The sequence below is a fragment of the Microbacterium sp. MMO-35 genome (assembly GCF_037147555.1).
Lineage (GTDB): Bacteria > Actinomycetota > Actinomycetes > Actinomycetales > Microbacteriaceae > Microbacterium.
The window spans coordinates 286548-309352 of record NZ_JBBCVH010000005.1 but is presented as its reverse complement, the minus strand read 5'-3'; the positions used below and the strand labels follow the sequence as shown (position 1 = coordinate 309352).

20 protein-coding genes are annotated in these 22805 nt (G+C 72.0%); 14 read left to right on the top strand and 6 right to left on the bottom strand.

Annotated elements, in window-relative coordinates:
• The first annotated feature begins 337 nt into the window (after positions 1-337).
• The 4 genes from WFJ01_RS12975 (at position 338) to WFJ01_RS12960 (ending at position 6208) form a co-directional block, all read left to right on the top strand.
• Positions 338-1621 (top strand): XdhC family protein, encoded by a 1284-nt coding sequence (locus WFJ01_RS12975; RefSeq protein ID WP_336629259.1) that lies wholly within the window; start codon positions 338-340, stop codon positions 1619-1621.
• Positions 1612-2574 carry an FAD binding domain-containing protein gene (locus tag WFJ01_RS12970; protein WP_336629258.1) on the top strand — a complete coding sequence of 321 codons (963 nt, stop codon included), beginning with the start codon at positions 1612-1614 and terminating at the stop codon, positions 2572-2574. The genes WFJ01_RS12975 and WFJ01_RS12970 overlap by 10 nt, the downstream gene beginning before the upstream one ends.
• Positions 2575-2651: 77 nt before the next feature.
• A complete protein-coding gene (locus WFJ01_RS12965) occupies positions 2652-5594 on the top strand; it encodes a molybdopterin-dependent oxidoreductase (RefSeq protein ID WP_442928049.1) in 2943 nt (980 codons plus the stop codon).
• On the top strand, positions 5591-6208 hold the full coding sequence (locus WFJ01_RS12960) for a nucleotidyltransferase family protein (protein ID WP_336629256.1): 618 nt from the start codon (positions 5591-5593) through the stop codon (positions 6206-6208). Before WFJ01_RS12965 ends, WFJ01_RS12960 begins: the two co-directional genes overlap by 4 nt.
• 228 nt (positions 6209-6436) lie before the next feature.
• Here WFJ01_RS12960 and WFJ01_RS12955 read toward each other — a convergent pair whose 3' ends face one another.
• Entirely contained in the window at positions 6437-7975 is a 1539-nt protein-coding gene (locus WFJ01_RS12955) for an NCS2 family permease (protein ID WP_251447456.1), read from the bottom strand.
• A gap of 28 nt (positions 7976-8003) precedes the next feature.
• A complete protein-coding gene (locus WFJ01_RS12950; protein WP_251447459.1) occupies positions 8004-8534 on the bottom strand; it encodes a nucleoside deaminase in 531 nt (176 codons plus the stop codon).
• Between the two features lie 244 nt (positions 8535-8778).
• Here WFJ01_RS12950 and WFJ01_RS12945 point away from each other — a divergent pair, with 244 nt between their 5' ends.
• The 5 genes from WFJ01_RS12945 to moaA all read left to right on the top strand — a co-directional run bounded on the left by WFJ01_RS12945 (position 8779) and on the right by moaA (position 13129).
• Positions 8779-9177, top strand: coding sequence for a TOBE domain-containing protein (locus WFJ01_RS12945; RefSeq protein WP_251447462.1), 399 nt, complete (start codon positions 8779-8781; stop codon positions 9175-9177).
• A 6-nt stretch (positions 9178-9183) separates the two neighbouring features.
• Positions 9184-9996 carry a molybdate ABC transporter substrate-binding protein gene (gene modA, locus WFJ01_RS12940; protein ID WP_292887792.1) on the top strand — a complete coding sequence of 271 codons (813 nt, stop codon included), beginning with the start codon at positions 9184-9186 and terminating at the stop codon, positions 9994-9996.
• On the top strand, positions 9993-10874 hold the full coding sequence (locus tag WFJ01_RS12935; protein ID WP_336629255.1) for an ABC transporter permease: 882 nt from the start codon (positions 9993-9995) through the stop codon (positions 10872-10874). Before modA ends, WFJ01_RS12935 begins: the two co-directional genes overlap by 4 nt.
• Before the next feature lie 8 nt (positions 10875-10882).
• On the top strand, positions 10883-12013 hold the full coding sequence (locus tag WFJ01_RS12930; protein WP_336629254.1) for a sulfate/molybdate ABC transporter ATP-binding protein: 1131 nt from the start codon (positions 10883-10885) through the stop codon (positions 12011-12013).
• A 63-nt stretch (positions 12014-12076) separates the two neighbouring features.
• On the top strand, positions 12077-13129 hold the full coding sequence (moaA, locus tag WFJ01_RS12925) for a GTP 3',8-cyclase MoaA (protein WP_336629253.1): 1053 nt from the start codon (positions 12077-12079) through the stop codon (positions 13127-13129).
• A gap of 155 nt (positions 13130-13284) precedes the next feature.
• Here the strand turns inward: moaA and WFJ01_RS12920 are convergent, their stop codons facing one another.
• From WFJ01_RS12920 to WFJ01_RS12910, 3 genes are all read right to left on the bottom strand, one after another.
• Positions 13285-13578, bottom strand: coding sequence for a hypothetical protein (locus tag WFJ01_RS12920; protein ID WP_336629252.1), 294 nt, complete (start codon positions 13576-13578; stop codon positions 13285-13287).
• A 191-nt stretch (positions 13579-13769) separates the two neighbouring features.
• On the bottom strand, positions 13770-14180 hold the full coding sequence (locus WFJ01_RS12915) for a molybdenum cofactor biosynthesis protein MoaE (protein WP_336629251.1): 411 nt from the start codon (positions 14178-14180) through the stop codon (positions 13770-13772).
• A complete protein-coding gene (locus WFJ01_RS12910; protein ID WP_336629250.1) occupies positions 14177-15346 on the bottom strand; it encodes a ThiF family adenylyltransferase in 1170 nt (389 codons plus the stop codon). The genes WFJ01_RS12915 and WFJ01_RS12910 overlap by 4 nt, the downstream gene beginning before the upstream one ends.
• Before the next feature lie 91 nt (positions 15347-15437).
• On the opposite strand from WFJ01_RS12910, the gene WFJ01_RS12905 reads away from it, so the two are divergent.
• The 5 genes from WFJ01_RS12905 (at position 15438) to WFJ01_RS12885 (ending at position 19092) form a co-directional block, all read left to right on the top strand.
• Entirely contained in the window at positions 15438-15695 is a 258-nt protein-coding gene (locus tag WFJ01_RS12905) for a MoaD/ThiS family protein (RefSeq protein WP_336629249.1), read from the top strand.
• 8 nt (positions 15696-15703) lie between these two features.
• Positions 15704-16207, top strand: a complete 504-nt coding sequence (gene moaC, locus WFJ01_RS12900) for a cyclic pyranopterin monophosphate synthase MoaC (protein WP_336629248.1) — start codon at positions 15704-15706, stop codon at positions 16205-16207.
• Complete coding sequence (locus tag WFJ01_RS12895; RefSeq protein WP_251447497.1) at positions 16204-16698, top strand: MogA/MoaB family molybdenum cofactor biosynthesis protein; 495 nt, start codon at positions 16204-16206, stop codon at positions 16696-16698. Before moaC ends, WFJ01_RS12895 begins: the two co-directional genes overlap by 4 nt.
• Before the next feature lie 75 nt (positions 16699-16773).
• A complete protein-coding gene (locus tag WFJ01_RS12890; RefSeq protein WP_251447500.1) occupies positions 16774-17313 on the top strand; it encodes a YaeQ family protein in 540 nt (179 codons plus the stop codon).
• A gap of 90 nt (positions 17314-17403) precedes the next feature.
• Positions 17404-19092 (top strand): HNH endonuclease signature motif containing protein, encoded by a 1689-nt coding sequence (locus WFJ01_RS12885; protein WP_336629247.1) that lies wholly within the window; start codon positions 17404-17406, stop codon positions 19090-19092.
• Positions 19093-19178: 86 nt separating this feature from the next.
• Here the strand turns inward: WFJ01_RS12885 and WFJ01_RS12880 are convergent, their stop codons facing one another.
• Positions 19179-22784, bottom strand: a complete 3606-nt coding sequence (locus tag WFJ01_RS12880; protein WP_336629246.1) for an efflux RND transporter permease subunit — start codon at positions 22782-22784, stop codon at positions 19179-19181.
• Positions 22785-22805: the final 21 nt, after the last annotated feature.

The window sequence follows — 22805 nt, the reverse complement described above, 5'->3', positions numbered from 1 at the left end:
TCCACGCTAACCGTGCAGGGCGGAGGAGCGCGGATCCGACCCTCCGCCCTGTCTGGACGCCGGGAATCGCTCGCCGTGCGGACGGTCAGTAATCCGCATGACGGAAACCAAAATCCGTTATGCGGATCTTCCCCTTGCTCTCCGCGGAGGACGGCCGTAGAATCGTCCCAGGCCTAGGCGGGTTACGACAGTGAACCATCTACCGGGCATCCCAGGCGGTGACGCCGTGGATTGTGACCCGGGGTTCCTCCTCGCCAGATAGGTTCCTCCCGCAGAGTCCCGATGCACCGCCCTGATCAGGCGCCGATGGCCGGCACCTGGATGAGGAAGGTGCCCCATGCTGGACCGCATCCCCGAATACGCGGAGTGCTTCGCCGACCCCGGCCGCTGGGCGATCGCGACGATCGTCGAGGTCTCCGGATCCGTCCCGCGCCCGGCCGGCACCTCGATGGCGGTGCGCGACGACGGCCGCACGATCGGATCCGTCTCCGGGGGCTGCGTCGAGGGCGCCGTCGTGGACGCCGCCCTGTCCTGCCTGGACTCCGGCGCGACCGAGCTGCATTCCTTCGGCTACGCCGACGACGACGGCCTCTCGATCGGGCTGATGTGCGGCGGCGACGTGCGCGTGCTCGTGCAGCCGCTGCGCGCCTTCGGCGGCGTCGACGGGCGCGCGCATCTGGTGCGCGACCTCCCGCTGCACGACACCACCGCCGGCGCCCTGCTCACCGCCGAAGGGCTCGGGATCGCACAGCGCCCCGACCCGCTCTGCGCGGCCTTCGACGGCGACGAGCTGCCGGCGGAGGTCGCCCGTGCCGCCGGGCACGCCGCCGACCGGATCCGCGCCGCCCTGCGCAGCGGCGGCGCCCACGTGGTCGACGTGACCGACCGGTCCACGCCCGAGTGCCCCGTCGTGCGGCGCCTGCTCGTCGAGTCGACCGCGACCTCCGCACGGCTCATCATCTACGGGGCGAACGACTTCTCGGCGGCGCTCGCACAGGCCGCTGCGGCGCTCGGCCGGAGGGTCACCGTCTGCGATGCGCGCCCGGTGTTCGCGACCCGCGACCGCCACCCCGGTGCGCACGAGGTGGTGCTCGCGCATCCCGCCGAGCATCTGGCGCAGGAGATCGCCGCCGGCCGCATCGACGCGCGCACCGCGATCGTCGTGCTGACCCACGACCCGCGCTTCGACCTGCCGGTGCTCGACGCGGTCCTGCGGCGCGACGTCGCCTACGTCGGGGCGATGGGATCTCGCGTCACGCACGAGAAGCGGGTGCAGGAGCTGCGGGCCGGCGGCCTCACCGCGGCGCACCTCGAGCGGCTGCACTCCCCGATCGGCCTCGACCTCGGCGCGCGCACCCCGGCCGAGGTGGCGATCTCGATCCTCGCCGAGCTGATCCTCGTCGAATCGGCCGCGAGGGCGGGGTCCGGATCCGGATCCGCGACGGTTGCGGCCGCGATCTCTCCCGTACGGCTGCGCGACACCGCGGGCGACGTGCACGACTCCCGGCGCACCGCCCGGCGTCCGGCACCGAGGGACCGGACTCCGGCAGGGCGCAGCTGCGCCGCCGTCCCCGCACACGCCGCTGCGACCGCGATCACGGAGGACGCCGCATGGATGTGACGAGCGTCGACGAGGTGCTGATGTGCGCCGATCCCCGACGATGGCGGCCGGGCGACTCGTGGCTCGCCGGCGGCACGGTGATCTACTCCTACGGCACCGACATCACCCGCGGCGCCCCGACCCGCCTGCTCGACATCACCGCCGCCGGCTGGGCGCCGATCACCTGGCACGGGACGGCGCCCGGGGAGGAGCCCGCGCTCGAGATCGCCGCCACCTGTCGGATCGCCGACCTGCGCGCCCTCGCCGATGACCCCTTCCCCGGCGGCATGCCCCGCGCGAGCCTGCCCGGGCTGGATCTCATCCCCCCGGCCTGCGACGCGTTCGTCGCCTCCTGGAAGATCTGGAACGTCTCGACCGTCGGCGGCAACGTCGCCACGGCGCTGCCCGCCGGTCCCATGATCTCGGTGCTCAGCGCCTGGGATGCGACAGCGGTGATCCTGCGCCCCGACGGCACCACCCGCCGCACTCCTGTCGCCGAGCTCGTCGTGGGCCCCGCGCGCACCCGCCTGACGGACGGCGAGCTGATCCGCAGCTTCGTCGTGCCGGGGAGCGTGCTGGCGCAGGAGCCCGCGTTCCGCCGCATCTCGCTGACCGAGCGCGGGCGCTCCGCGGCCCTGCTGATCGCGCGCCGCACGTCCGCGTCCGCACTGCGCCTCACGGTGACCGCCTCGACGTTCCACCCGATCGTGCTCGACGTCGCCGCGGATCCGGGCGAGGGCGGGACGGTCGTCCCCGCGGACGGCGCCGCCTGGCGTGCGGCCGTCGACGCCGCGGTTGGACGCACCCGCGGCTGGTACGACGACATCCACGGCGAGCCCGCCTGGCGGCGCCGCATGACGCACCGCCTCGGCGACGAGATCCTCGCCGAGCTGCTGCCGGGGCTCGCGACCGGCGTCGACGACGCGATCGGGCGGGTCACCGGCGACCTGCGCATCGAGAGGACGGCACGATGACCGCCGAGAACATCGGGACCGGCTACCGCTCACCGCGCGAGACGCCGGATCCTGCACGAGACGCCACGGCTGCGGCGATGTCTCACGCAGACGGTTGTTTCTCGCACGAGCCTCCCGCCGGCGGGCCGACCGCGACCGTCGACGGACGCACGGTCGCCGTGGCCCCCGAGCCCGGGCAGTGCCTGCGCACCTGGCTGCGCGGCCAGGGCTCCTCCGGAGTGAAGAAGGGCTGCGACGGCGGCGACTGCGGCGCCTGCACCGTGATCGTCGACGGCGACGCCGTGCACAGCTGCGTGTACCCCGCGCACCGCGCCGCCGGCCGCGACATCGTGACGGTCCAGGGACTCGGCACCCCCGAGGATCCGCATCCGGTGCAGGAGCGGTTCCGGCGCGCCGCCGGGTTCCAGTGCGGGTTCTGCACGGCGGGCATGGTGTGCACCGTCGCCTCGATGCCGGAGGGCGCCGAAGAGGACCTCGGCCGCACGCTCAAGGGCAACATCTGCCGCTGCACCGGCTACCGCGCGATCGAGGACGCGGTGCGCGGCACCGTGAACATCGACGACCGCGCCGGCGGCGTCGGCCGCGCGACGGGCGCCCCCGCAGCGACCGGGGTGGTGACCGGCACCGTCCGCTACACGATGGACATCGACCCCGACGAGCTCCCCGCCCCGCTGCTGTACGCAGCCGTGGTGCGCAGCCCGCACCCGCACGCCCGGGTCGTGCGCGTCGACGCGACCCGCGCGCTGGAGGAGCCAGGGGCCGTCCGCGTGCTCAGCCGCGAGGACGCCCCCACGACCGCGTTCTCGACGGCGCAGCACGAGATCGAGGCCGACGACCCCTCCGACACCCGGGTGTTCGACGAGTACGTGCGCTTCGTGGGCCAGCGCGTCGCGCTGGTGGTCGCCGAGTCGCAGCGTGCGGCTGACCGCGCCGCTCGTCTCGTCGTCGTGGACTACGAGGTCCTGCCCGCGAACACGGACCCGGAGCTCGCCGATCACCCCGGCACCCTCGCACTGCACGGCGCGGCCTCCGCCGCAGGTCAGCGGGCGCAGGCCGCGGGCGGATCCGTGCCCGACCCCGAGGGCGTCGCCCGCGCAGAGGCCAACATCGTGATGGAGATGAGCTCCGAGGTCGGAGACCTCGCCGCGGCGCTCGCGGCGAGCGACGTGGTGGAGGAGCGCACGTTCCACACCCACCGCGTCTCGCACACGGCGCTCGAGACCCACGGATCCCTCGCCTGGCAGGATCCGGACGGCCGGTGGGTGGTGCGCAGCAGCACCCAGGTGCCGTTCCTCGCCCGGCGCACCCTGGCCCGGATCTTCGGCATCGACAAGGAACGGCTGCGCGTCTACTCCGCCCGCGTCGGCGGCGGCTTCGGCGGCAAGCAGGAGGTGTTCACCGAGGACCTGGCCCTGCTCGCGACGATGGCGACGGGCCGTCCGGTGCGCGTCGAGTTCTCCCGCAAGGAGGTGCTGACCGCGACGAGCGTGCGGCATCCGTTCCGCATCAGGGTGCGGATGGGCGCGACCGCCGACGGCCGGATCACCGGCATCGGCGTCGACGTGCGCTCCAACACCGGCGCCTACGGCAACCACGGACCCGGGGTGATGTTCCACGGCGTGGGCGAGTCCATCGCCGTGTACCGCGCCGCGGCGAAGAAGATCGACGCCGACGTGGTCTACACGAACACCGTGCCCTCGGGCGCGTTCCGCGGCTACGGCCTGAGCCAGATGATCTTCGCGATCGAGTCCACCGTCGACGAGCTCGCCCGACGGCTGGGCGCGGATCCGCTCGCGTTCCGCGCCGCGAACCTCATCGGGCGGGACGACGCGATGATCGCCGCGCACGAGGAGCCGGATCTCATCATCGGCAGCTACGGCCTCGACGAGTGCGTCCGGCTCGTGCGCGACGGCCTGGCGCGGGACCGCGCGGGCGACCGGGCCGCACTCGCCCCGGGCTGGCGGCTCGGGGAGGGATCCGCGGTCGCGATGATTGCGACGGTCCCGCCGCGAGGGCACCACGCGCACGCGAGGATCCGGCTCGAGGCCGACGGGGCGTTCGGCCTGGACGTGGGCACGGCGGAGTTCGGCAACGGCACGTCCACGGTGCACCAGCAGATCGCCGCGACCGTGCTGCGGACCACGACCCGCACCGTCCGGCTGCGCCAGTCCGACTCCGATCTCGTGCCGCATGACACCGGGGCCTTCGGCTCCACGGGCACCGTCGTCGCCGGCCGCGCCACGCACGCCGCCGCGACCGCGCTGGCGGAGCGGATCCTGACCCGCGCGGCGGAGCTGCTCGACGCGCCCGTCGGCGAGTGCGTGCTCATCGACGGGCGCGTGATCCGCGGCGAGCAGTCGGTGACGCTCGCCGACCTCGCCGACGATGCAGCCCGGCGCGGAGAGCCGCTCGAGGAGAAGGGGTACTGGGGAGGCACGCCGCGCTCGGTCGCCTTCAACGTGCAGGGCTTCCGCGTCGCGATCGACGAGGGCACGGGCGAGCTGCGGATCCTGAGGTCGATCCACGCCGCCGACGCCGGGGTCGTGGTCAACCCGGAGCAGTGCCGCGGTCAGGTCGAGGGCGGGATCGCCCAGGGCATCGGTGCGGCGCTGCACGAGATCGTGCGGGTGGACGAGTCCGGCAGGGTGACCACGGACATCCTGCGGCAGTATCACGTGCCGACGTTCGCCGACATCCCGCGCTCGGAGGTGCACTTCGCGCAGACCTCGGACGTGCTCGGACCGCTCGGCGCGAAGTCGATGAGCGAGTCGCCGTTCAACCCGATCGCCCCGGCGCTCGCCGCGGCGATCCGCGACGCGACGGGGATCCGGATGACCGAGACGCCGTTCACGCGGGACCGGATCCACGCCGCGATCCTGGAGCGCGATGCCGAAGGGTCGTCGAGCGAGGACGCCGAAGGCGACCGCGACGAGACGCGGTCTCTGCGAGAGCACCGCGTCTCGTCCCGCTCCGCTCGCTCGACGACCGAGGAGACGGCTCCGCGAGGGCTCGCGGAATGAGCCGCCGGCACCCGCACGCGATCGTGCTGGCCGCGGGCAGCGGGACCCGGCTCGGCCGCGGGCCCAAGGCGCTGCTGCCGTGGAACGGCGAGGTGCTCGTCACGCGCGCCGCCCGTGCCGCGGTGGAGGCGGGCTGCACCGTCGCCGTGACGGTGGGCCCCGCCCGCGGCACGGTGCAGAGCTGGCTGCGGGCCCGCTGCCCCGCGGCGAGCGCGGTCGTGGTGCACGACGCGCACCTCGGGATGTCCGCCTCGCTGCGCGCCGCCGTGCTGCCCCTCGTGGTCGCCGATGCCCCGCCGGACGCCGTGGTGGTGCTGCTCGTGGACCAGCCGGGCGTCGATGCCGCCGTGATCCGCCGCCTGCTCGCCGCACACGAGCCGGGACGCGTGACCCGTGCGATGTGGAGCGGGAGTCCCGGCAACCCCGTCGTGTTCGACACCGCCGACCTGTGCTCCGCCGCCGCCCTCGCCACCGGGGATGCGGCCGCGCGCACCTGGATCGCGCGCAACCGGCACCTCGTCGACGACGTGGAGTGCGGCGACCTGGGCCGCGGCGACGACATCGACGAGCCCGCCGACCTCGCCGCGTGGCCCGAGTTGCGCATCCCGCGCTGACGTTGCGCAGCGATCGACGCCGTTGTGCAGGGCCGCCCCGCCGTTGTGCAGGGCCGCCGACATCATCGTCGACGCCATGCCGCGGAATCACGGGCGCCGCCCTCCGAAACTCAGTCCGTCGTCCTGCATACCGCACCCGACGCCCTGCACAACGGCGCACGGAGCGCCGTGACCACGCGCCGAAGGCCCCGACCCGCGGATGCGGATCGGGGCCCCGGACGTCGGGCGTCAGTGCGGCAGCAGAGCCTCCACCGGACCGCGCACGAAGTAGAGCGCGAAGCCGGCGGCGACGACCCACATCAGCCAGTGCACCTTGCGCGCCCGCCCGGACGCCGCGTTGACCAGCGCCCAGGAGATGAAGCCGACGCCGATGCCGTTGGCGATCGAGTAGGTCAACGGCATCGTCACGATCGTGAGGAAGGCCGGCAGCGCGACGGCGAACTTGTCGAACTTGATCTCGCGGATCTGGGCCATCATCATCGCACCGACGACGACGAGCGCCGCGGATCCGACCTCGATCGGCACGACCAGCGTGAGCGGCGTGACGAACATCGACAGCAGGAACAGCGCGCCCACGACGAGCGAGGCGAGCCCCGTGCGGGCGCCCTCGCCGATGCCCGAGGCGCTGTCGACGTAGACGGTGTTCGACGAGGTCGACGTCGCACCACCGGCGACCGCGCCGAAGCCCTCGACGATGAACGCGGAGCGCAGCCGCGGGAACGTGCCGTCCTTGTACGCGAGGCCCGCGTTCTTCGCGAGGCCCGTCATGGTGCCCATCGCGTCGAAGAAGTTCGAGAACACCAGGGTGAACACGAGCATCGTGGCAGACAGCGCGCCGATGCGTCCGAAGGCGCCGAACAGGTCGAACTGGCCGACGAGGCCGAAGTCGGGGACGGTCACCCACGTGCTGGGCAGCTGCGGGATGGTCATGTGCCATCCGTTCGGGTCCTTGAAGGACGGACCCAGCTGCAGCACGGCCTGCGCGATGATCGCGATGATCGTGGTCGCGACGATGCCGATCAGGATCCCGCCCGGCACCTTGCGGGCCACGAGGATCGCGATGACGACGACGCCGAGCAGGAAGATGAGGGTGGGCACCGAGGTGATCGATCCGCCCTCGCCGAGCTGCACCGGAGGTCCTGCCGGGGTGCGGTTCACGAAGCCGGAGTCGACGAAGCCGATGAAGGCGATGAACAGGCCGATGCCGACGGTGATCGCCGCCTTGAGCGCCTGCGGCACGGCCTTGAAGATCGCGGTCCGGATCCCGGTGGCGCCGAACAGCACGATCAGCACGCCGTTGATGACGACGAGGCCCATGGCCTCCTGCCACGTGACCTGGCCGACGACCGACACGGCGAGGAAGGAGTTGATCCCCAGACCCGCGGCGAGCGCGAACGGCAGCCGGGCGATCACGCCGAACAGGATCGTCATCACTCCGGCGGTGAGGCCGGTCGCGGCGCCGATCTGCGCGGCCTGCAGCGCGTGATCGGCGACGTCCTTCGTGCCGCCGAGGATCAGCGGGTTGAGGATCACGATGTACGCCATCGTGACGAAGGTCACGATGCCGCCGCGGATCTCCCTGGCGACGGTCGAGCCGCGGCGGGTGATCTCGAAGAACCGGTCGAAGGCGTTCTTCGGTTCGGCGTCGACGGTGGTGCTGGTGCCCGTCTTCAGGGGCGGCAGGTCTTCCGCGGTGCGGGAGAACGGCGAGCCGCCTGAGGAGACGGGCGTGCCCTCGGTGTCGGGGGAGGGAGTGGGTGACGTCATTGTCTGCTCCTGGTTTCTTCGGTTCGGGTCAGTACTCGATGCGGGTGGTGGTGAGGCTCCACTCCGTGAAGGGCGCGACGCGCTCCTCAGCGGGCAGGGCGATGTCGCTCACGGGCATGATCGCCCTGTCCTCGGGCCCTCCCTCGAAATAGCGGTAGAACACCGCGTCGTCGAAGCCCGCATCGGCGGCGTCGTCGCGGTTCGCCGCGAAGTAGACGCGGTCGATGCGCGCCCACAGCGACGTGGCGAGGCACATCGGGCACGGCTCGCAGCTCGTGTAGAGGGTGGCGCCGGAGAGGTCGAACGTGCCGAGCTGCTGGCACGCGTTGCGGATCGCGGTCACCTCGGCGTGCGCCGAGGGATCGAGATTCGCGGTGACCCGGTTGACGCCCTCGAAGACCCGGCCGTCGGCCGAGACGACGAGGGCGCCGAACGGACCTCCGGCGTTTCGGACGTTGTCCGTGGCGAGGGCGACGGCCTGAGCGAGATACTCGGCGGGCGTCGTCGCAGCGGCGGACGAGGGCACACTGCTGTGAGAAGGCACAGGGGTGCTGTTCATGGAGAGCTTCCTTGCTGTCGTCGCAGTGATACGGCTTCCGGTCGAGCCCCTCTTCGGGCCCTTCCTCGAGATAAGTACGTCGAACCGCTAGGTTGTCATCCCACCCGAGACGGCTGTTGCGGCCTCGGGCTGGGGTCGACAGTAACAGTGTTCGCCCACGCCGTCCACAACTTTTCGGAATCCACATTCCACATCGCGGTATATCTGTTTGATCCTCCGCATCTGCGGCGCTATGGTCATCCTCATGACGCATTTTCGGATCCGCGAGGCCGCGAGCCTCCTGGGAGTCAGCGATGACACCGTGCGCCGCTGGGCCGCCGACGGGATCCTCACGCTCTCCACGGACGGCACCGGACACCAGGTCGTGCCCGGCGCCGAGCTCGCCGAGCGCGCGAAGGCGCTCGCGAACGAACCGGATCCCGGCGACGATCTGGTGCGCAGCGCGCGCAACCGCTTCGTCGGCCTCGTGACCGCCGTGCGCGTGGAGGGGCTGATGGCGCAGGTCGAGCTGCAGAGCGGCCCGCACCGCATCGTCTCGCTGATGAGCGCCGAAGCCGCCGTCGAGCTCGGGCTCGAGGTCGGGAGCAAGGCCGTCGCCGTCACCAAGGCCACCATGATGATCATCGAAGCCGAAAGGGCCTGATCCGGAATGAACCCGACCCGACTCCGCCTCCCCGCGATCGCCGCCACCGTGCTCGCCGCGGCACTGGCCCTCACCGCCTGCTCGACGGGCTCCGCCCCCGCGTCGACCCCCACGCCGACCGCGACCACCGCGGCACCGGCCGTGAGCGGTGAGCTGACCGTGTTCGCCGCGGCCTCGCTCAACAAGGCGTTCGACCAGATCACCACCGAGTTCGAGGCCGCGAACCCCAAGGTGCACGTGAACCCGATCACCTACGACGGGTCGTCCACCCTCGCTACCCAGATCATCGAGGGAGCGCCGGTCGACGTGTTCGCCTCCGCAGACCAGAAGAACATGGACAAGGTGACGCAGGCGTCGCTCGCCGGAGACGCCCCCGTGTTCACCACGAACGTGCTGCAGATCGCGGTCGCCCCGGGCAACCCGCTGAAGGTGAAGGATCTCTCGTCCCTCGCGGACCCGGGGATCAAGCTCGTGCTGTGCGCCCCCGCCGTGCCCTGCGGGAACGCGGCCAAGACCCTGCTCGACGCGGCCGGCGTCACCGCGACCCCGGTCAGCGAGGAGCAGAACGTCACCGCCGTCCTCGCGAAGGTCAAGGCCGGGGAGGCCGACGCCGGGCTCGTCTACACGACCGACGTCAAGGCCGCCGGCTCCGCCGTGGACGGCATCGCGATCGCCGGTGCCGACAAGGCGATCAACAAGTACCCGATCACGGTGCTGAAGGGCTCGAAGAACCCGGAGGCGGCCGCGGCGTTCCAGAGGTTCGTGCTCTCGGACAAGGGCCAGAAGATCCTCGCCGACCTCGGATTCGGCGGGGAATGAGCGCGCGGGGGAGGATCCCGTCCGACGCGGCCGCCTCGTCGACGACGACGGCGACCGCCCCCGGCGGGATCCCCTCCCCGCGTGCGCGCGGCGAGCACCTCCCGGCCTGGCTCCTCGTGCCCGCCGTGGTCGCCGTGCTGCTGCTGGTGCTGCCGTTCGTCGCCCTGCTGACGCGCCTGGACTGGGCCACCGTGCCCGCGGCGATGACCTCCCCCGCGGCGCTGCAGGCGCTCGGGCTGTCGCTCGCGACCGCCACCGTCGCGACGGTGATCTGTGCGGTCCTCGGCGTGCCGCTCGCCGTCGCGATGGCGCGCAGCCCCGCGTGGCTCGCCGCGGTGCTGCGCACCCTGACCACCCTCCCCCTCGTGCTGCCGCCCCTCGTCGGCGGCATCGCCCTGCTCGCGCTGCTCGGACGCAACGGCCTGCTCGGCGGCGTCCTCGCCGTCGCGGCCATCCGGATCCCCTTCACGACGGCCGCGGTCGTGATCGCGCAGGCTTTCGTGGCGCTGCCGTTCCTCGTGATCTCGATCGAGGGGGCGCTGCGCGCGATCGGCACCGAGCACGAGCGCGTCGCCGCAGGCCTCGGCGCCGGCCGGTTCACCGTGTTCCGCCGGGTGACCCTGCCGCTCGCGGCGCCCGGACTCGTGGCCGGCACCGTGCTGTGCTTCGCCCGGGCGCTGGGGGAGTTCGGCGCGACGGCGCTGTTCGCGGGCAACGCGGCCGGCGTCACCCGCACGATGCCGCTCGCGATCTACACGGCGTTCAACGGCGCCGGCGTCGAGGAGGACACCGCGATCGCACTCTCGCTCATGCTCATCCTCGTCGCCGTCGCCGCCCTGGTGCTGGTGCGCGGCTGGCGACCGGGGGCCGTGCGATGAGGGTCGACGTGCAGGCCCGACGCGGCGGGTTCGCCCTCTCCGCGGCGTTCGAGGCCCTCCCGGGTGAGATCCTCGCCGTGATCGGCCCCAACGGATCCGGGAAGTCGACGCTGCTGAACGCGATCGCCGGGATCCTGCCCCTGCACGGCTCGGTGGAGGTCGCCGGACGCGTGCTGGACGCCCCGGCGGGCTCGCCGCGGACGCGCGCGGTGCATGTGCCGCCCGCACGCCGGAGGATCGCGCTGCTCGGGCAGCGCCCCCTGCTGTTCCCCCACCTGTCGGTGCGGGAGAACGTGGCGTTCGGCCCTCGGGCGCAGGGGGTCGGGCGCGTCGAGGCCCGTCGCCGCGCCGAGCAGCGCCTCGAGGAGGTGGGGCTCGGCGGCCTCGCAGGCCGCAGACCCGCGGAGCTCTCCGGCGGGCAGCAGCAGCGGGCGGCGATCGCCCGGGCCCTCGCCGCCGAGCCCGACGCCCTGCTGCTGGACGAGCCGTTCGCCGCCCTCGACGCCCCGTCGGCCGCACAGGCGCGGCGCCTCATCGCCGCGCAGCAGGGCACGGTCGACGGTCGGTACGACGGGGCCGCGGACGCGGAGCGGGGCTCGGGACGACGCGCGATCCCGATCGTGCTCGTCACGCACGACCCGATGGACGCGCTCATCCTCGCCGCGCGCACGATCGTCATGCACGACGGCGCGATCGTGCAGTCGGGTCCGACGGCCGAAGTGCTCGGCCACCCGCGCTCGGAGTTCGTCGCCGCACTCGCCGGCGTGAACCGCGTCGAGGCGGTCGGCACCGGCGACGGCGCGGTGCGGACGTCGGGAGGGCTCGTGCTGCGCGGCCACGGCGACGCCCTCGGGGCGGGAGAGCCCGCCAGCGCCGTGTTCGCACCGGGATCCGTGCGCGCGGATGCCGAGTCCCTGGAGACGGTCGTCTCCGGCCCGAACCGGTGGGCCGGACGCGTCGCGCAACGGGATCCGATCCCCGGCGGGATCCGCCTGCACACCGTCGAGCAGCCCGGCATCGCCGTGGACTGCCCGTCGACGCACGCGGTCGCGCTCGGTCTGCGACAGGGTCAGCGTCTCGCGTTCCGCATCGACGAGGCCGACGTCTCGCTCCGCTCCGCCGCCTCCGCCGGTCGCTGACGCCGAACGGATCCCATACCGTCGCGCCGGTGCTACGGTTGCCCCTCGGAAGGAGGGCGACCGATGTCCCCCACGCAGCTGCCGTCGTCCGGCGTCCTCGACGCCCGGGATCGGCCGCTGCGCGACCTCCGGATCTCCCTGACCGACCGCTGCAACTTCCGCTGCGTCTATTGCATGCCGCGGGAGGTGTTCGGCCGCGACTATGCATTCCTCGAACGGCATGAACTGCTCAGCTTCGAGGAGATCGAGCGGATCGCCCGTGCCGCGCTGGCCAACGGCGTGCGCAAACTGCGCCTCACCGGCGGCGAGCCGCTGCTGCGCCGGGGGATCGAAGACCTCGTCGCCCGGCTCGCGGCCCTGCGCACGCTCGACGGGGCCAAGCCTGAGATCGCCCTGACCACCAACGGATCCGCCCTGGCCGTGAAAGCGGAGGCGCTCAGGGAAGCCGGCGTCGACCGGGTCACCGTCTCGATCGACTCCCTCGACGACGGGCTGTTCCGGCGGATGAACGACGTGGAGTTCCCCGTCGCGCGCGTGCTGCAGGGCATCGATGCGGCGCAGGCGGCGGGCATGCCCGTGAAGCTCAACACCGTGGTGAAGCGCGGGCTCAACGACGGCGAGATCCTGAGCCTCGCGGAGCACTTCCGCGGCACGGGGCACGTGCTGCGCTTCATCGAGTACATGGACGTCGGCGCGACGAACGGCTGGAGTCTGGACGAGGTCGTCCCCTCAGCCGAGATCGTCCAGGCGATCGATGCGCGCTTCCCGCTCGAGCCCGTCTCCCCCGCCGCCCCGGGCGAGACCGCGAAGCGCTGGCGCTACGTCGACGGATCCGGCGAGATCGGCGTGATCTCCTCGGTGACGAACGCGTTCTGCGGCACGTGCAACCGCGCCCGGCTCTCCACGGAAGGGCGCCTGTTCACGTGCCTGTTCGCGACCGAGGGCCACGACCTGCGCGCGCTGCTGCGCGGGGGCGCCGACGACGCCGAGCTCACCGCGACGCTCGCCCGCATCTGGGGCGTGCGCGACGACCGGTACTCGGAGATCCGCTCGAGCCTGACCCCCGAGCTGCGCGCCGACCGGCACCGCATCGAGATGAGCTACATCGGCGGCTGACCGCCCCGCGCCGCGCGGCCCGCGCGGCGCGGCCCGAAACGCCCTCTCTGCGTCGACGCCCCCTCCTGCGATCCACGCCTCCGCTGAGATACGTCCCCCGAGGGGGCGTCGGCCACCCTAGGGGGCGTCGACGCAAGGCCGAGCTTCAGCAGAGATCATCGGTCCTGAGGTCGTTCACACCGACGCGATGACGGCTCGAGGCGGCGAAACTCCGTGAGGCCGACGAAGCGTGGCCTGTCCTGGGCCGGAATGAGCCACCGGAACGGACCTCTCGCCAGCGCCACGATGAAGTTCGCGTCGCACCAGGCGATGACCTGCGTCGGCGATGCGTCGTTCGTCCACGCATGCACGACCAGCCAGGCGAGCCCCGCGAGCGGGATCAGCGCCCAGAGCGCGATCCCCCGGATGACCAGAATGGCCAGCCACGCGACACCGGCCAGGAACTTCACGGTTGCCACTCTCGCACGGCCCTCGGATCCGCGTCCACGCCCCCGCTGAACATCCGCGCCCCTCGGCATCGCCGACGGATCCTCACGCTCCTGTCGCGAAAGACGTCGCTATCCAGGGCTCAACGCGACAGTTTTTGCGACGGGAGCGACTAGACGAGCAGCGCTACGGGGCGGGCAGAACTACCGGCGGCTCAGAGCCCGACCCACTCCGAGACGCCGTCCGCGTAGTGCTGGCGCTTCCAGATGGGCACGCCTCGCTTGATCTCCTCGACCAGGCGCTCGCACGCCTCGAACGCCTCCTTGCGGTGGCCCGCGGACGCGGCGGCGAACAGCGCGACGTCGCCGATCCGCAGGTCGCCGACTCGATGGGCGGCCGCGACGAGCAGCCCCGTCTCCGCCCCCACGCGGTCGACGATCTCCGCGAGGAACCGCTCTGCGTCGGGGTGCGCCCGATAGTCGAGCGAGCGCACCGCCTGCCCGCCGTCGTGGTCGCGGACGACGCCGCAGAACATCACCGTCGCTCCGTGCGCCGCATCGCCCACCGCCGCGCGGATGGCCTCCTCGTTCAGCGGCTGATCGCTGATGATCGCGCGTTCGGTCACTCCGAATCCTTCCGATCGTTCGGCGCCGGTGCTGCACCGGCGCCCTCGGTCTCGCCTCCGACGGCGGCGAACGCCCTGATCCCGCCCGCGAGGTAGTGCGCCTCGACGCCGCGCTCGCGCAGCACCCGCACCGCCCGCCGCGAGCGCGGATCCTTCTCGCAGAACACGACGAGCGGGCCGTCGCCCGAGGCGAGGAACGCGGGGACCGCGGCGCCTTCCTCGAGCTCTCCGAGCGGCAGCACGCCGGCGTCGGGGATCCCCTGCACGAGCGTCTCGTGCGGCTCCCGCACGTCGAGCAGCCGCACCCCTCCCTCGCGCCGCAGTCGCAGCACCTCCGCGGCCGACAGCGCCGCGGAGTCCTCGGCGGGCCCGGTGCCGCAGAACAGCTCGTAGTCGACGAGCTCGCTCACCGCCGGCGCGTCCTCGGCCCGCTGGAACCCGATCTCCCGGGTGCGCGCGGTGAGCGCGTCGTAGAACATCACGCGGCCGACGAGGGGCTCGCCGACGCCCGTGACGAGCTTCACGACCTCGGTCGCCATGAAGGATCCGATCGCGGTGCACAGGCTCGCGAGCACGCCGCCGAGCTCGCAGGACAGCACCTCGTCCGCAGCCGGCGGCACGGGGAAGAGATCGCGGAAGCCGACCTCGGGCACGGCGACGCCGACCTGACCCTGGAAGCGCAGGATGGATCCCCACACCAGGGGCTTGCCCGCGAGGCGCGCGGCGTCGTCCGCGAGGTAGCGGGTCGGGAAGTTGTCGCTGCCGTCGACGAGGAGATCGTACTCGGCGAGGATCCCTGGCAGCGTCTCGGCGGTCGCGCGTTCGCGGTACGGGCGCACCAGGATCCCGGGATCGATGTCGCGCACGGTGTCGGCGAGGGACCCGACCTTGGAGCGGCCGATGTCGTCCATGCCGTGGCTGAGCTGGCGGTGCAGATTGGACAGCTCCACGACGTCGTCGTCGATCACTCCGATCGTGCCGACGCCGCTTCCGGCGAGCGCGGGGACGAGCGCGCTGCCGAGGCCGCCCGCCCCGATCACCAGCACCCGGGCCGCACGGAGGCGCCGCTGCGCCGTCTCGCCGAAGCCGGGCAGCATGAGCTGGCGGCTGTACCGGACGATGTGTTCGGGCGGCAGTTCCGGCCCCGGCTCGACGAGCGCGATCATAGGATCGAGTGTACGCGGGGAACTCCTCGCGGGACGGTCTACTTTCCATGATGCGGATCCAGTTTTCCGCGATACGGGTTAGATTGAGGACATGGCCACCATCACCGTGCGGTACTTCGCCGCAGCAGCCGAGGCCGCCGGACGCGATCAGGAAAGACTGACCCTCGACGACCCGGATGCCGCGTCGACGGTGGGCGCCCTGCGCACCGAGCTGCTCGCGCGTTACGGAGCGCCGATGGCGAAGGTGCTGAAGTCCGGATCCTTCCTCGTCGACGGCACCGTGAGCCGCGACGACTCCCGGACCCTCGGCGAGACCGTCGACATCCTGCCGCCCTTCGCCGGCGGCTGAGCATCCGCATGAGCACGGGCGTGCCCGAGTATGGAGACGTGATGAGCGAGCTGACGCACCTGCGGGCCGATGGATCCGCGCACATGGTGGATGTGACCGACAAGGCCGTGACCCGCCGCGAGGCGCGCGCGCAGGCCGTGCTGCAGACGACCGCCGCGGTGGTCGCCCGGATCGCCGACGGGTCGCTCCCCAAGGGCGAGGCGCTCGGCACCGCGCGCGTCGCCGGGATCATGGGCGCCAAGCAGACGTCGGCCCTCATCCCGCTCTGCCACCCGCTGCCGCTGAGCCGGGTCGAGATCGACTTCGTGCCGGAAGGGGACCGCGTGCGCATCATCGCCACCGCCGTCACGAAGGGCGTCACCGGGGTCGAGATGGAGGCGCTCACGGCCGCGAGCGTGGCCGCGCTCACCCTCTACGACATGATCAAGGCCGTCGACAAGCACGCCGTGATCGGCGACATCCGCGTGCTCGCGAAGTCCGGCGGCAAGAGCGGCGACTGGACCGCGGAATGACCGAAGCGCCCGCGTCCGCCCGATCCGCGACCGTGCTCGTGGCGTCGACCCGCGCCTCGGCGGGCGTCTATGCCGACGAGACCGGGCCCGTCATCCGCGCGTGGCTGGCCGAGCGCGGGTTCGCGGTCGGCGACCCGGTCGTCGTCGCCGACGCCGGCATCGCGGAAGCCCTCGCCACCGCGCTCGCCGGCGCTCCGGACCTGCTGCTCACGACGGGAGGCACCGGGCTCTCCCCCGACGACCGCACCCCCGAGGCGACCGCCGCCCTGCTCGACCGGGAGATCCCGGGGCTCATGGAGGAGCTGCGCCGCCGCGGCCTCGCCGCGACCCCGATGGCCCTGCTCACCCGCGGGGTGGCCGGGGTCGCCGGGCGCACCGTCGTGATGAACCTGCCCGGGTCGCGTGGCGGGGTGCGCGACGGCCTCGCGGTGCTGGATCCGATCCTCGACCACCTCCTCGCCCAGCTGAGCGGCCGCGGCGACCACCGCTGACATCGGCGGAGGCGGTCTTCTCCGCCGATGCGACCGCACGGGACGAGGCCTCCTCACCCCGTAAAGTTGACCCCTATGGCTATCGGGGCGACGATCCACACCTTCGACGTGCAGCTGGCGGACACCGATCGCGGCGTGTACGAGGACTACTCGCTGCGCGTCGCGCGGCACCCCTCCGAGACCGACGCGTACATGCTGACCCGGCTGCTCGCCTACGGCCTGGAGTTCACCGAGGGGATCACGTTCAGCGAGGGGCTCTCCAGCACGGAGGAGCCCGCGGTGGTGGTGCGCGACCTGACCGGGCGCACCACCGGCTGGATCGAGGTCGGCGCACCCGACGCCGAGCGTCTGCACTACGGATCCCGGCTGGCCGAGCGCACCGTCGTCTACACCCACCGCGACCCGGCCAAGGTCATGGCGCCGTGGGAGGGCAAGCGGATCCACCGGGCGGACGAGATCCGGGTCTACAGCTTCGACCCGGGGTTCATCGACTCGGCGGTACCGCTGCTGGAACGCCGCAACACGGTGACCATGACCGTCACCGAGCAGGTGCTCTACCTCGACCTCAACGGCACGACGCTCACCACGACCGTGCACGAGCACGAACTCGGCTGACCCCGGCCTGCACAGGCCACGGCATCGGGAAGTTGTGCACAGATCCTCGAACGCCTCTCGCAACGATGGTGACGGCCGAGAGAATCAGGCATGGGACTTTTCACCGAGGCGGACACGCAGCTGGCTCTGCTGCGCGGGCTGCTCGGTGACGCGCTCGAGCCGGCGGATCTCGTGTCGGCGATGGACCGTCTCGACGATGACCACTGCGTGCGGGCGATCACGGCCGCGGATGCGCTCGCGCGGTTCAGCGAACGGCTCCGCGCGGTCGGAGCCGGAACGCTTGCGGCGCGTTCACCCCGGGATGCCGGGCACGGCGGGCTCGCGCAGTCGCGCGGTCATCGCAACGCCATCGCGCTCGTGCAGGACCTGACCGGGTCTTCCCAGGCGGAGGCGGCCCGGCAGGTGAGGGTGGGCGAGGCGCTGCGCGAGATCGCGCAGGCGGACGCGGTCCGGCTCGGCGCCGACGAGACGGGGCGCGGGACGGATCCGGGCGGCGGGACGGATCCAGGTGGCGCGACCGTCGCCGACGCGGCGGTCGGCGGGCGGGGAGCCGAGGAGGGTGCTTCCGTCTGTGCGGGTACGCCGCCGGGGCGCGGCATGCCGTGGCATGCCGCTCTGGGCCTGGCTGTGCTGTCGGGTGCGATCACGACGGCGCAGCACGATGCGATCCGACGCGGGCTCGGCGAGCCGACCGCACCGCGCGCGGCCCACGGAGGTGCGCCTGCGGACGCGCGGGGAGGCCCTGTCGACGTCGGCCGAGGCGAAGGTGCCGGGGACGACGACCGAGGCGAAGATCCCTCCGACGCCGGCCGAGGCGAAGGCGCCGGGGACGACGCCGCATGCCAGGCATGGGCGACGGCGGCGGAGCAGCTCATCGCCGCTGCGGGACACGATTCGCCGGAGCAGCTGGCGGGCGCCGCTCGCGCGATCCGCGACATCCTGGATCCCGAAGGTGCCGAGGCGCGATTCCTGGCCAGGTACGAGCGGCGAGCACTGCGGACCTGGACGGATCAGGACGGCGCGAGGCGGGCGTCGATCTCTTTCGACGACGAAGGCGGCGCGTTCTTCGACGCGATCGTCGCGGCCGCCATGCGCCCGCGCCGCGGCGGGCCCCGCTTCGTCGATCCCGAGGAGAAAGCCGCAGCCGCTGAACTGACCGCCGATCCTCGTCGTAACGACCAGCTCGTGTACGACCTGTTCCTGGATCTGGTCCGTGCTGGGGTCCTCGCCGACGCGAAGGCGGTGCTCGGCGCCAGGCAGCCCGGACTCCGACTCGTGCAGACCGTGGACGTCGACGGCACCGCCGGTGCGGTCGTCATGACCGAGGACGGTCTGACCGCGCTGCCCTCCGGAGTCGCCGAGCGGCAACGGTGCGAAGCGGGGGCGGTCACGGTGACGGTGGATTCGTGCGGAAACCCGCTCGACGTCGGGCGCGAATCGCGCCTGTTCACGTCACGGCAGCGGATCGGACTCGCCATCCGGGACGGCGGCTGCCGCTGGTCCGGCTGCGACAGACCCGCATCGTATTGCGAAGCGCACCACATCGACGAATGGCACCGAGACCTCGGGAACACCGATGTCGACCGGGGGATCCTGCTCTGCCGGTTCCATCACATGAACCTGCACCACGGACGATGGCGGATCACCCGGAACGGGAGACAGGGGTTCGTGCTGCATCACCGCGACGGCGAGCAGATCCCGCTGCCGCAGCGGCCGGCCCTGCGGTATCTCTTCCGGGGCATCGACCCGCCGCCGCAACGGTTCCGCCGGGTGGCCTGACGCCCCGCGCAGGCCGTCTCCCCCAGGGCGCCGCGTGTCGCCTCAGCCGCCAGCGATGCCTTCGGTCAATACCCGTCAATGACCCGTCATTGACCCGATGAACCGTCCGGCTGACCGCTCTCACGCAGCTCACGGCGGGTCGGGTGGTGCGCCGGCGCGTCCGTGCCATCCACATATGCAGCGGCGATCGCCGCGAGCTTGCTCGTGGACGTCGACGGTTCGGAAGCCGTCACGACAGACTCGGCCCCGAAGGTTCCCGACCCGGCGGGTCCCGGATCCGCGGACTCCGGATTCGCGGGTCTCGGATCCGCGGGCCCGACATCCGAGGGCCCGAGATCCGCAGGCCCGCGATCCGAGAGCCCGAGATCCGCAGGCCCGCGATCCGAGAGCCCGAGATCCGCAGGCCCGCGATCCGATGGCCCGCGATCCGAGGATTCCGGATCAGGCTGCGCTCCCGACGGAGCCGCGGCCGCCGCGTCGACGGCGCCGGACTCCGCAGCCGCCGAACCCACCGGATCCGCCCCCGGAAGCGCTGCCACACCGGCCGCAGCGGCCGCAGGACCACCCGGTGCCTCGGGCGTCCCGCCGGCGCCCGAGCCGCCCGCCGCATCCGGACCCTCTCCGCGCTTCGCCGCACGCCGGGCGGCCCGCCGCTCCTTCGCGCCCTCGACGAGGTTGTAGAGCGTCGGCAGCACGAGCAGGGTCAGCACGGTCGACGACACGAGGCCGCCGATCACGACGATCGCGAGCGGCTGCGAGATGAAGCCGCCATGGCCCGTGATGCCGAGGGCCATCGGGGTCAGCGCGAAGATCGTCGCGAGCGCCGTCATCAGGATCGGCCGCAGACGCCGGGATCCGCCCGCGATGGTGGCGTCGTGCGCGTTCATGCCCTTCTCGCGGTACTGGTTCACCAGGTCGACGAGCACGATCGCGTTCGTCACCACGATGCCGATGAGCATGAGAACGCCGATGAGGGACGCCACGCCCAGGGGCACGCCGGTGGCGATCTGCAGCAGGATCGCGCCCGTCGCCGCGAACGGCACCGAGCTCAGCAGCAGGATCGGCTGACGCAGCGACTTGAACGTCGCGACCATCACGATGTAGACGATGAGGATCGCCGCGAGCATCGCGAGCCCGAGCTGACCGAACGCGTCCTGCTGCTGCGTCACCACGCCGCCGAGCGACGCGTCGGCCCCCGACGGGAGCTTCGCGTTCGCGATCCCCTTCGACACCGAGGCCGAGGCGCTCGCGAGATCGTTGCCCGCAGGCGACACCGAGACGGTCGCGGTGCGCTGCCCGCGCTGGGTCGTGACCGAGGCCGGGCTCTCGCTCTGCTGCACGGTCGCGATCTGGTCGAGCCGGATCAGGCCGGTGCGGCTCGGGATCGTCAGCGCCTTGAGCTCGTCGACCGTGCTCGGCGGGTTCGCGCTCTGCAGGTACACGGTGAGCGAGGAGCCGTCGATCTCCACGGACCCGATCTGCTGCGGACGCATCGCCTGCGAGACGATGCCGCCGACCGCGACCTCGCTGAGACCGTGCTGCGCGGCGGCCGCGCGGTCGACCTCCACAGAGATGAACGGGAGCGAGGCCGAGAGGTTGCTCGTGACCTGGTTCACGCCGGACGAGCCCTTGAGCTCCTTCACCAGGGCGTCGGTCGCCGTCGCGAGCGTCTTGTCGTCCGGCGCCGTGATCTTCACCTGGATGTCGCTGGATCCGAAGCCCTCCGAGGCGGCGATCGTGATGTCCCCCACGCCGTCGAGCTTCTTGACGGCGGCGCGGACGTCGGCCTGCACCGTCTCCTGGTTCGCCGAAGGATCCGTCGTGATCGAGTAGGTGATGCCGGATCCGCCGCCGGAGAACGCGTCCCGCAGAGCGGATCCGCTCGAGCCGATCGAGACCTGCACGGTCTTGATGCCGTGGATGTCCTTGATCGCCTCCTCGACCTTCTGCGCGGCCTTGTCCTCGGCGTCGAGGCTCGGCGCCTGGCCGAGGGACTGCGTCATCGTGAAGGTGTTCTGCCCGCTGGATCCGAGGAAGTTCACCTTCATGAGCGGAGCCGCGGCCATCGTACCGATGAGCACCACGACGGCGAGCGCGAGCGTGGTCCAGGAGTGCCGCAGGGTCCAGCGCAGGATCGGGAGATAGGCGCGCTGCAGACGGGTCGGCGGGGCGTCCTCGTGCTCGGGGTCGATCGCGTGCCCGTCGGGGCCGAGCAGCGGCTTGCCGGGACGCAGGAACCAGTAGGCGAGCACCGGCACGATCGTGAGCGCGACGAGCAGCGACGCCGCCATCGCGATCGTCACGGTGAGCGCGAACGGACGGAACAGCTCGCCCGTCATGTCGCCGACGAAGGCGATCGGCAGGAACACCGCGACCGTGGTGATCGTCGAGGCGGTGACGGCCATCGCGACCTCGCGGACGGCGCTGAGGATCGCGGTCTTCTTGTCCGCGCCCTGCACGTAGTGCCGCTTGATGTTCTCGATCACGACGATCGAGTCGTCGACGACGCGGCCGATCGCGATCGTGAGCGCGCCGAGCGTGAGGATGTTGAGCGAGTACCCGAAGGCCTGGATGCCGATGAACGTGATGAGCACGCTGGTCGGGATCGAGATCGCGGTGACCAGGGTCGAGCGCACCGAGAGCAGGAAGACGAGGATGATGACCACCGCGAAGAGGAGGCCCAGCAGGCCCTCCTGCGCGAGCGACTCGATCGACTGCTGGATGAACGGCGCCTGATCGAAAACGGTCGTGAACGTCGCGCCGGGCAGGTCCTTCTTGAGCTGCGGGATGAGCGCGGTGACGGCCTTGGACACGTCGACCGTGTTCGCCGACGGGAGCTTGGTCACCGCGATCGTCAGAGCGGTCTTGCCGTCGACCCGGGAGAGCGAGGTGACCGGATCCCCGTCGATCTCGACCTTCGCGACGGACCCGACCGTGGTGCCGGGCGTCGTCGCGCCGATCAGCGGGATCGCCTGCACCTGCTCGACGCTGGTGAGCTTCTCGCCGGTCTGCACCGTGAGCGTGTTGTCGTCCTCGGTGATGGATCCGCCCGGGAACAGCGTGCCGTTCTGCTGCAGCGCGTCCTTGATCGCGCTCGAGGAGAGCCCCGCCGCGAGCAGCGCGGTGGTGTCGGGCGTGATCGTGAGGCGCTTGCCCTGGCCGCCGACGAGCGAGGCCGCGTTCACGCCCTTGAGCCGCTCGATCTTCGGGATGATCGTGCTGGTGAGGCGCTGCTGCGCCGCCTCCGCGTCGGAGAAGCCGGTGACCGCGACCTGGATCACGGGGAAGTCGTCGATCGACGCCGTGATGACCTGCGGATCCACCCCGTCGGGCAGCTGGGACTTGATCCGGCCGATCGCCTGGTTGATCTTCTGCTCGGCCGTCGCCAGGTTCGTCCCGTAGGTGAAGGACGCCTGGATCACGGAGGAGTTCGTCGTGCTCGTCGCCGTCGAGGTGTCCAGGCCCGGCACGCCCTGGATCGCCGTCTCGATCGGGGTCGACACGTCGTGCTCGACGACCTCGGGCGAGGCGCCGGGGTAGCTGGCGACGATCGCGAGCTGCGGGAACTCGATCGACGGGATCAGCTCCTGCTTGAGGTTCGTCAGGGCGAGCCCGCCGAACACGGCGGCCACGATCGTGATGAGGGCGATGAGGGCGCGGTTGCGCAGGCTCAGGACGGCGAGTGTGGACACGTCAGACCTCTCGATCGGTGC

Excerpts from the sequence above, each read along its gene's own strand:
- WFJ01_RS12975 (WP_336629259.1), top strand. The coding sequence starts at position 338 with ATGCTGGACCGCATCCCCGAATACGCGGAGTGCTTCGCCGACCCCGGC.
- WFJ01_RS12970 (WP_336629258.1), top strand. The coding sequence starts at position 1,612 with ATGGATGTGACGAGCGTCGACGAGGTGCTGATGTGCGCCGATCCCCGA.
- WFJ01_RS12965 (WP_442928049.1), top strand. The coding sequence starts at position 2,652 with ATGTCTCACGCAGACGGTTGTTTCTCGCACGAGCCTCCCGCCGGCGGG.
- WFJ01_RS12960 (WP_336629256.1), top strand. The coding sequence starts at position 5,591 with ATGAGCCGCCGGCACCCGCACGCGATCGTGCTGGCCGCGGGCAGCGGG.
- WFJ01_RS12955 (WP_251447456.1), bottom strand. The coding sequence starts at position 7,975 with ATGACGTCACCCACTCCCTCCCCCGACACCGAGGGCACGCCCGTCTCC.
- WFJ01_RS12950 (WP_251447459.1), bottom strand. The coding sequence starts at position 8,534 with ATGAACAGCACCCCTGTGCCTTCTCACAGCAGTGTGCCCTCGTCCGCC.
- WFJ01_RS12945 (WP_251447462.1), top strand. The coding sequence starts at position 8,779 with ATGACGCATTTTCGGATCCGCGAGGCCGCGAGCCTCCTGGGAGTCAGC.
- modA (WP_292887792.1), top strand. The coding sequence starts at position 9,184 with ATGAACCCGACCCGACTCCGCCTCCCCGCGATCGCCGCCACCGTGCTC.
- WFJ01_RS12935 (WP_336629255.1), top strand. The coding sequence starts at position 9,993 with ATGAGCGCGCGGGGGAGGATCCCGTCCGACGCGGCCGCCTCGTCGACG.
- moaA (WP_336629253.1), top strand. The coding sequence starts at position 12,077 with ATGTCCCCCACGCAGCTGCCGTCGTCCGGCGTCCTCGACGCCCGGGAT.
- WFJ01_RS12910 (WP_336629250.1), bottom strand. The coding sequence starts at position 15,346 with ATGATCGCGCTCGTCGAGCCGGGGCCGGAACTGCCGCCCGAACACATC.
- WFJ01_RS12905 (WP_336629249.1), top strand. The coding sequence starts at position 15,438 with ATGGCCACCATCACCGTGCGGTACTTCGCCGCAGCAGCCGAGGCCGCC.
- moaC (WP_336629248.1), top strand. The coding sequence starts at position 15,704 with ATGAGCACGGGCGTGCCCGAGTATGGAGACGTGATGAGCGAGCTGACG.
- WFJ01_RS12895 (WP_251447497.1), top strand. The coding sequence starts at position 16,204 with ATGACCGAAGCGCCCGCGTCCGCCCGATCCGCGACCGTGCTCGTGGCG.
- WFJ01_RS12890 (WP_251447500.1), top strand. The coding sequence starts at position 16,774 with ATGGCTATCGGGGCGACGATCCACACCTTCGACGTGCAGCTGGCGGAC.
- WFJ01_RS12885 (WP_336629247.1), top strand. The coding sequence starts at position 17,404 with ATGGGACTTTTCACCGAGGCGGACACGCAGCTGGCTCTGCTGCGCGGG.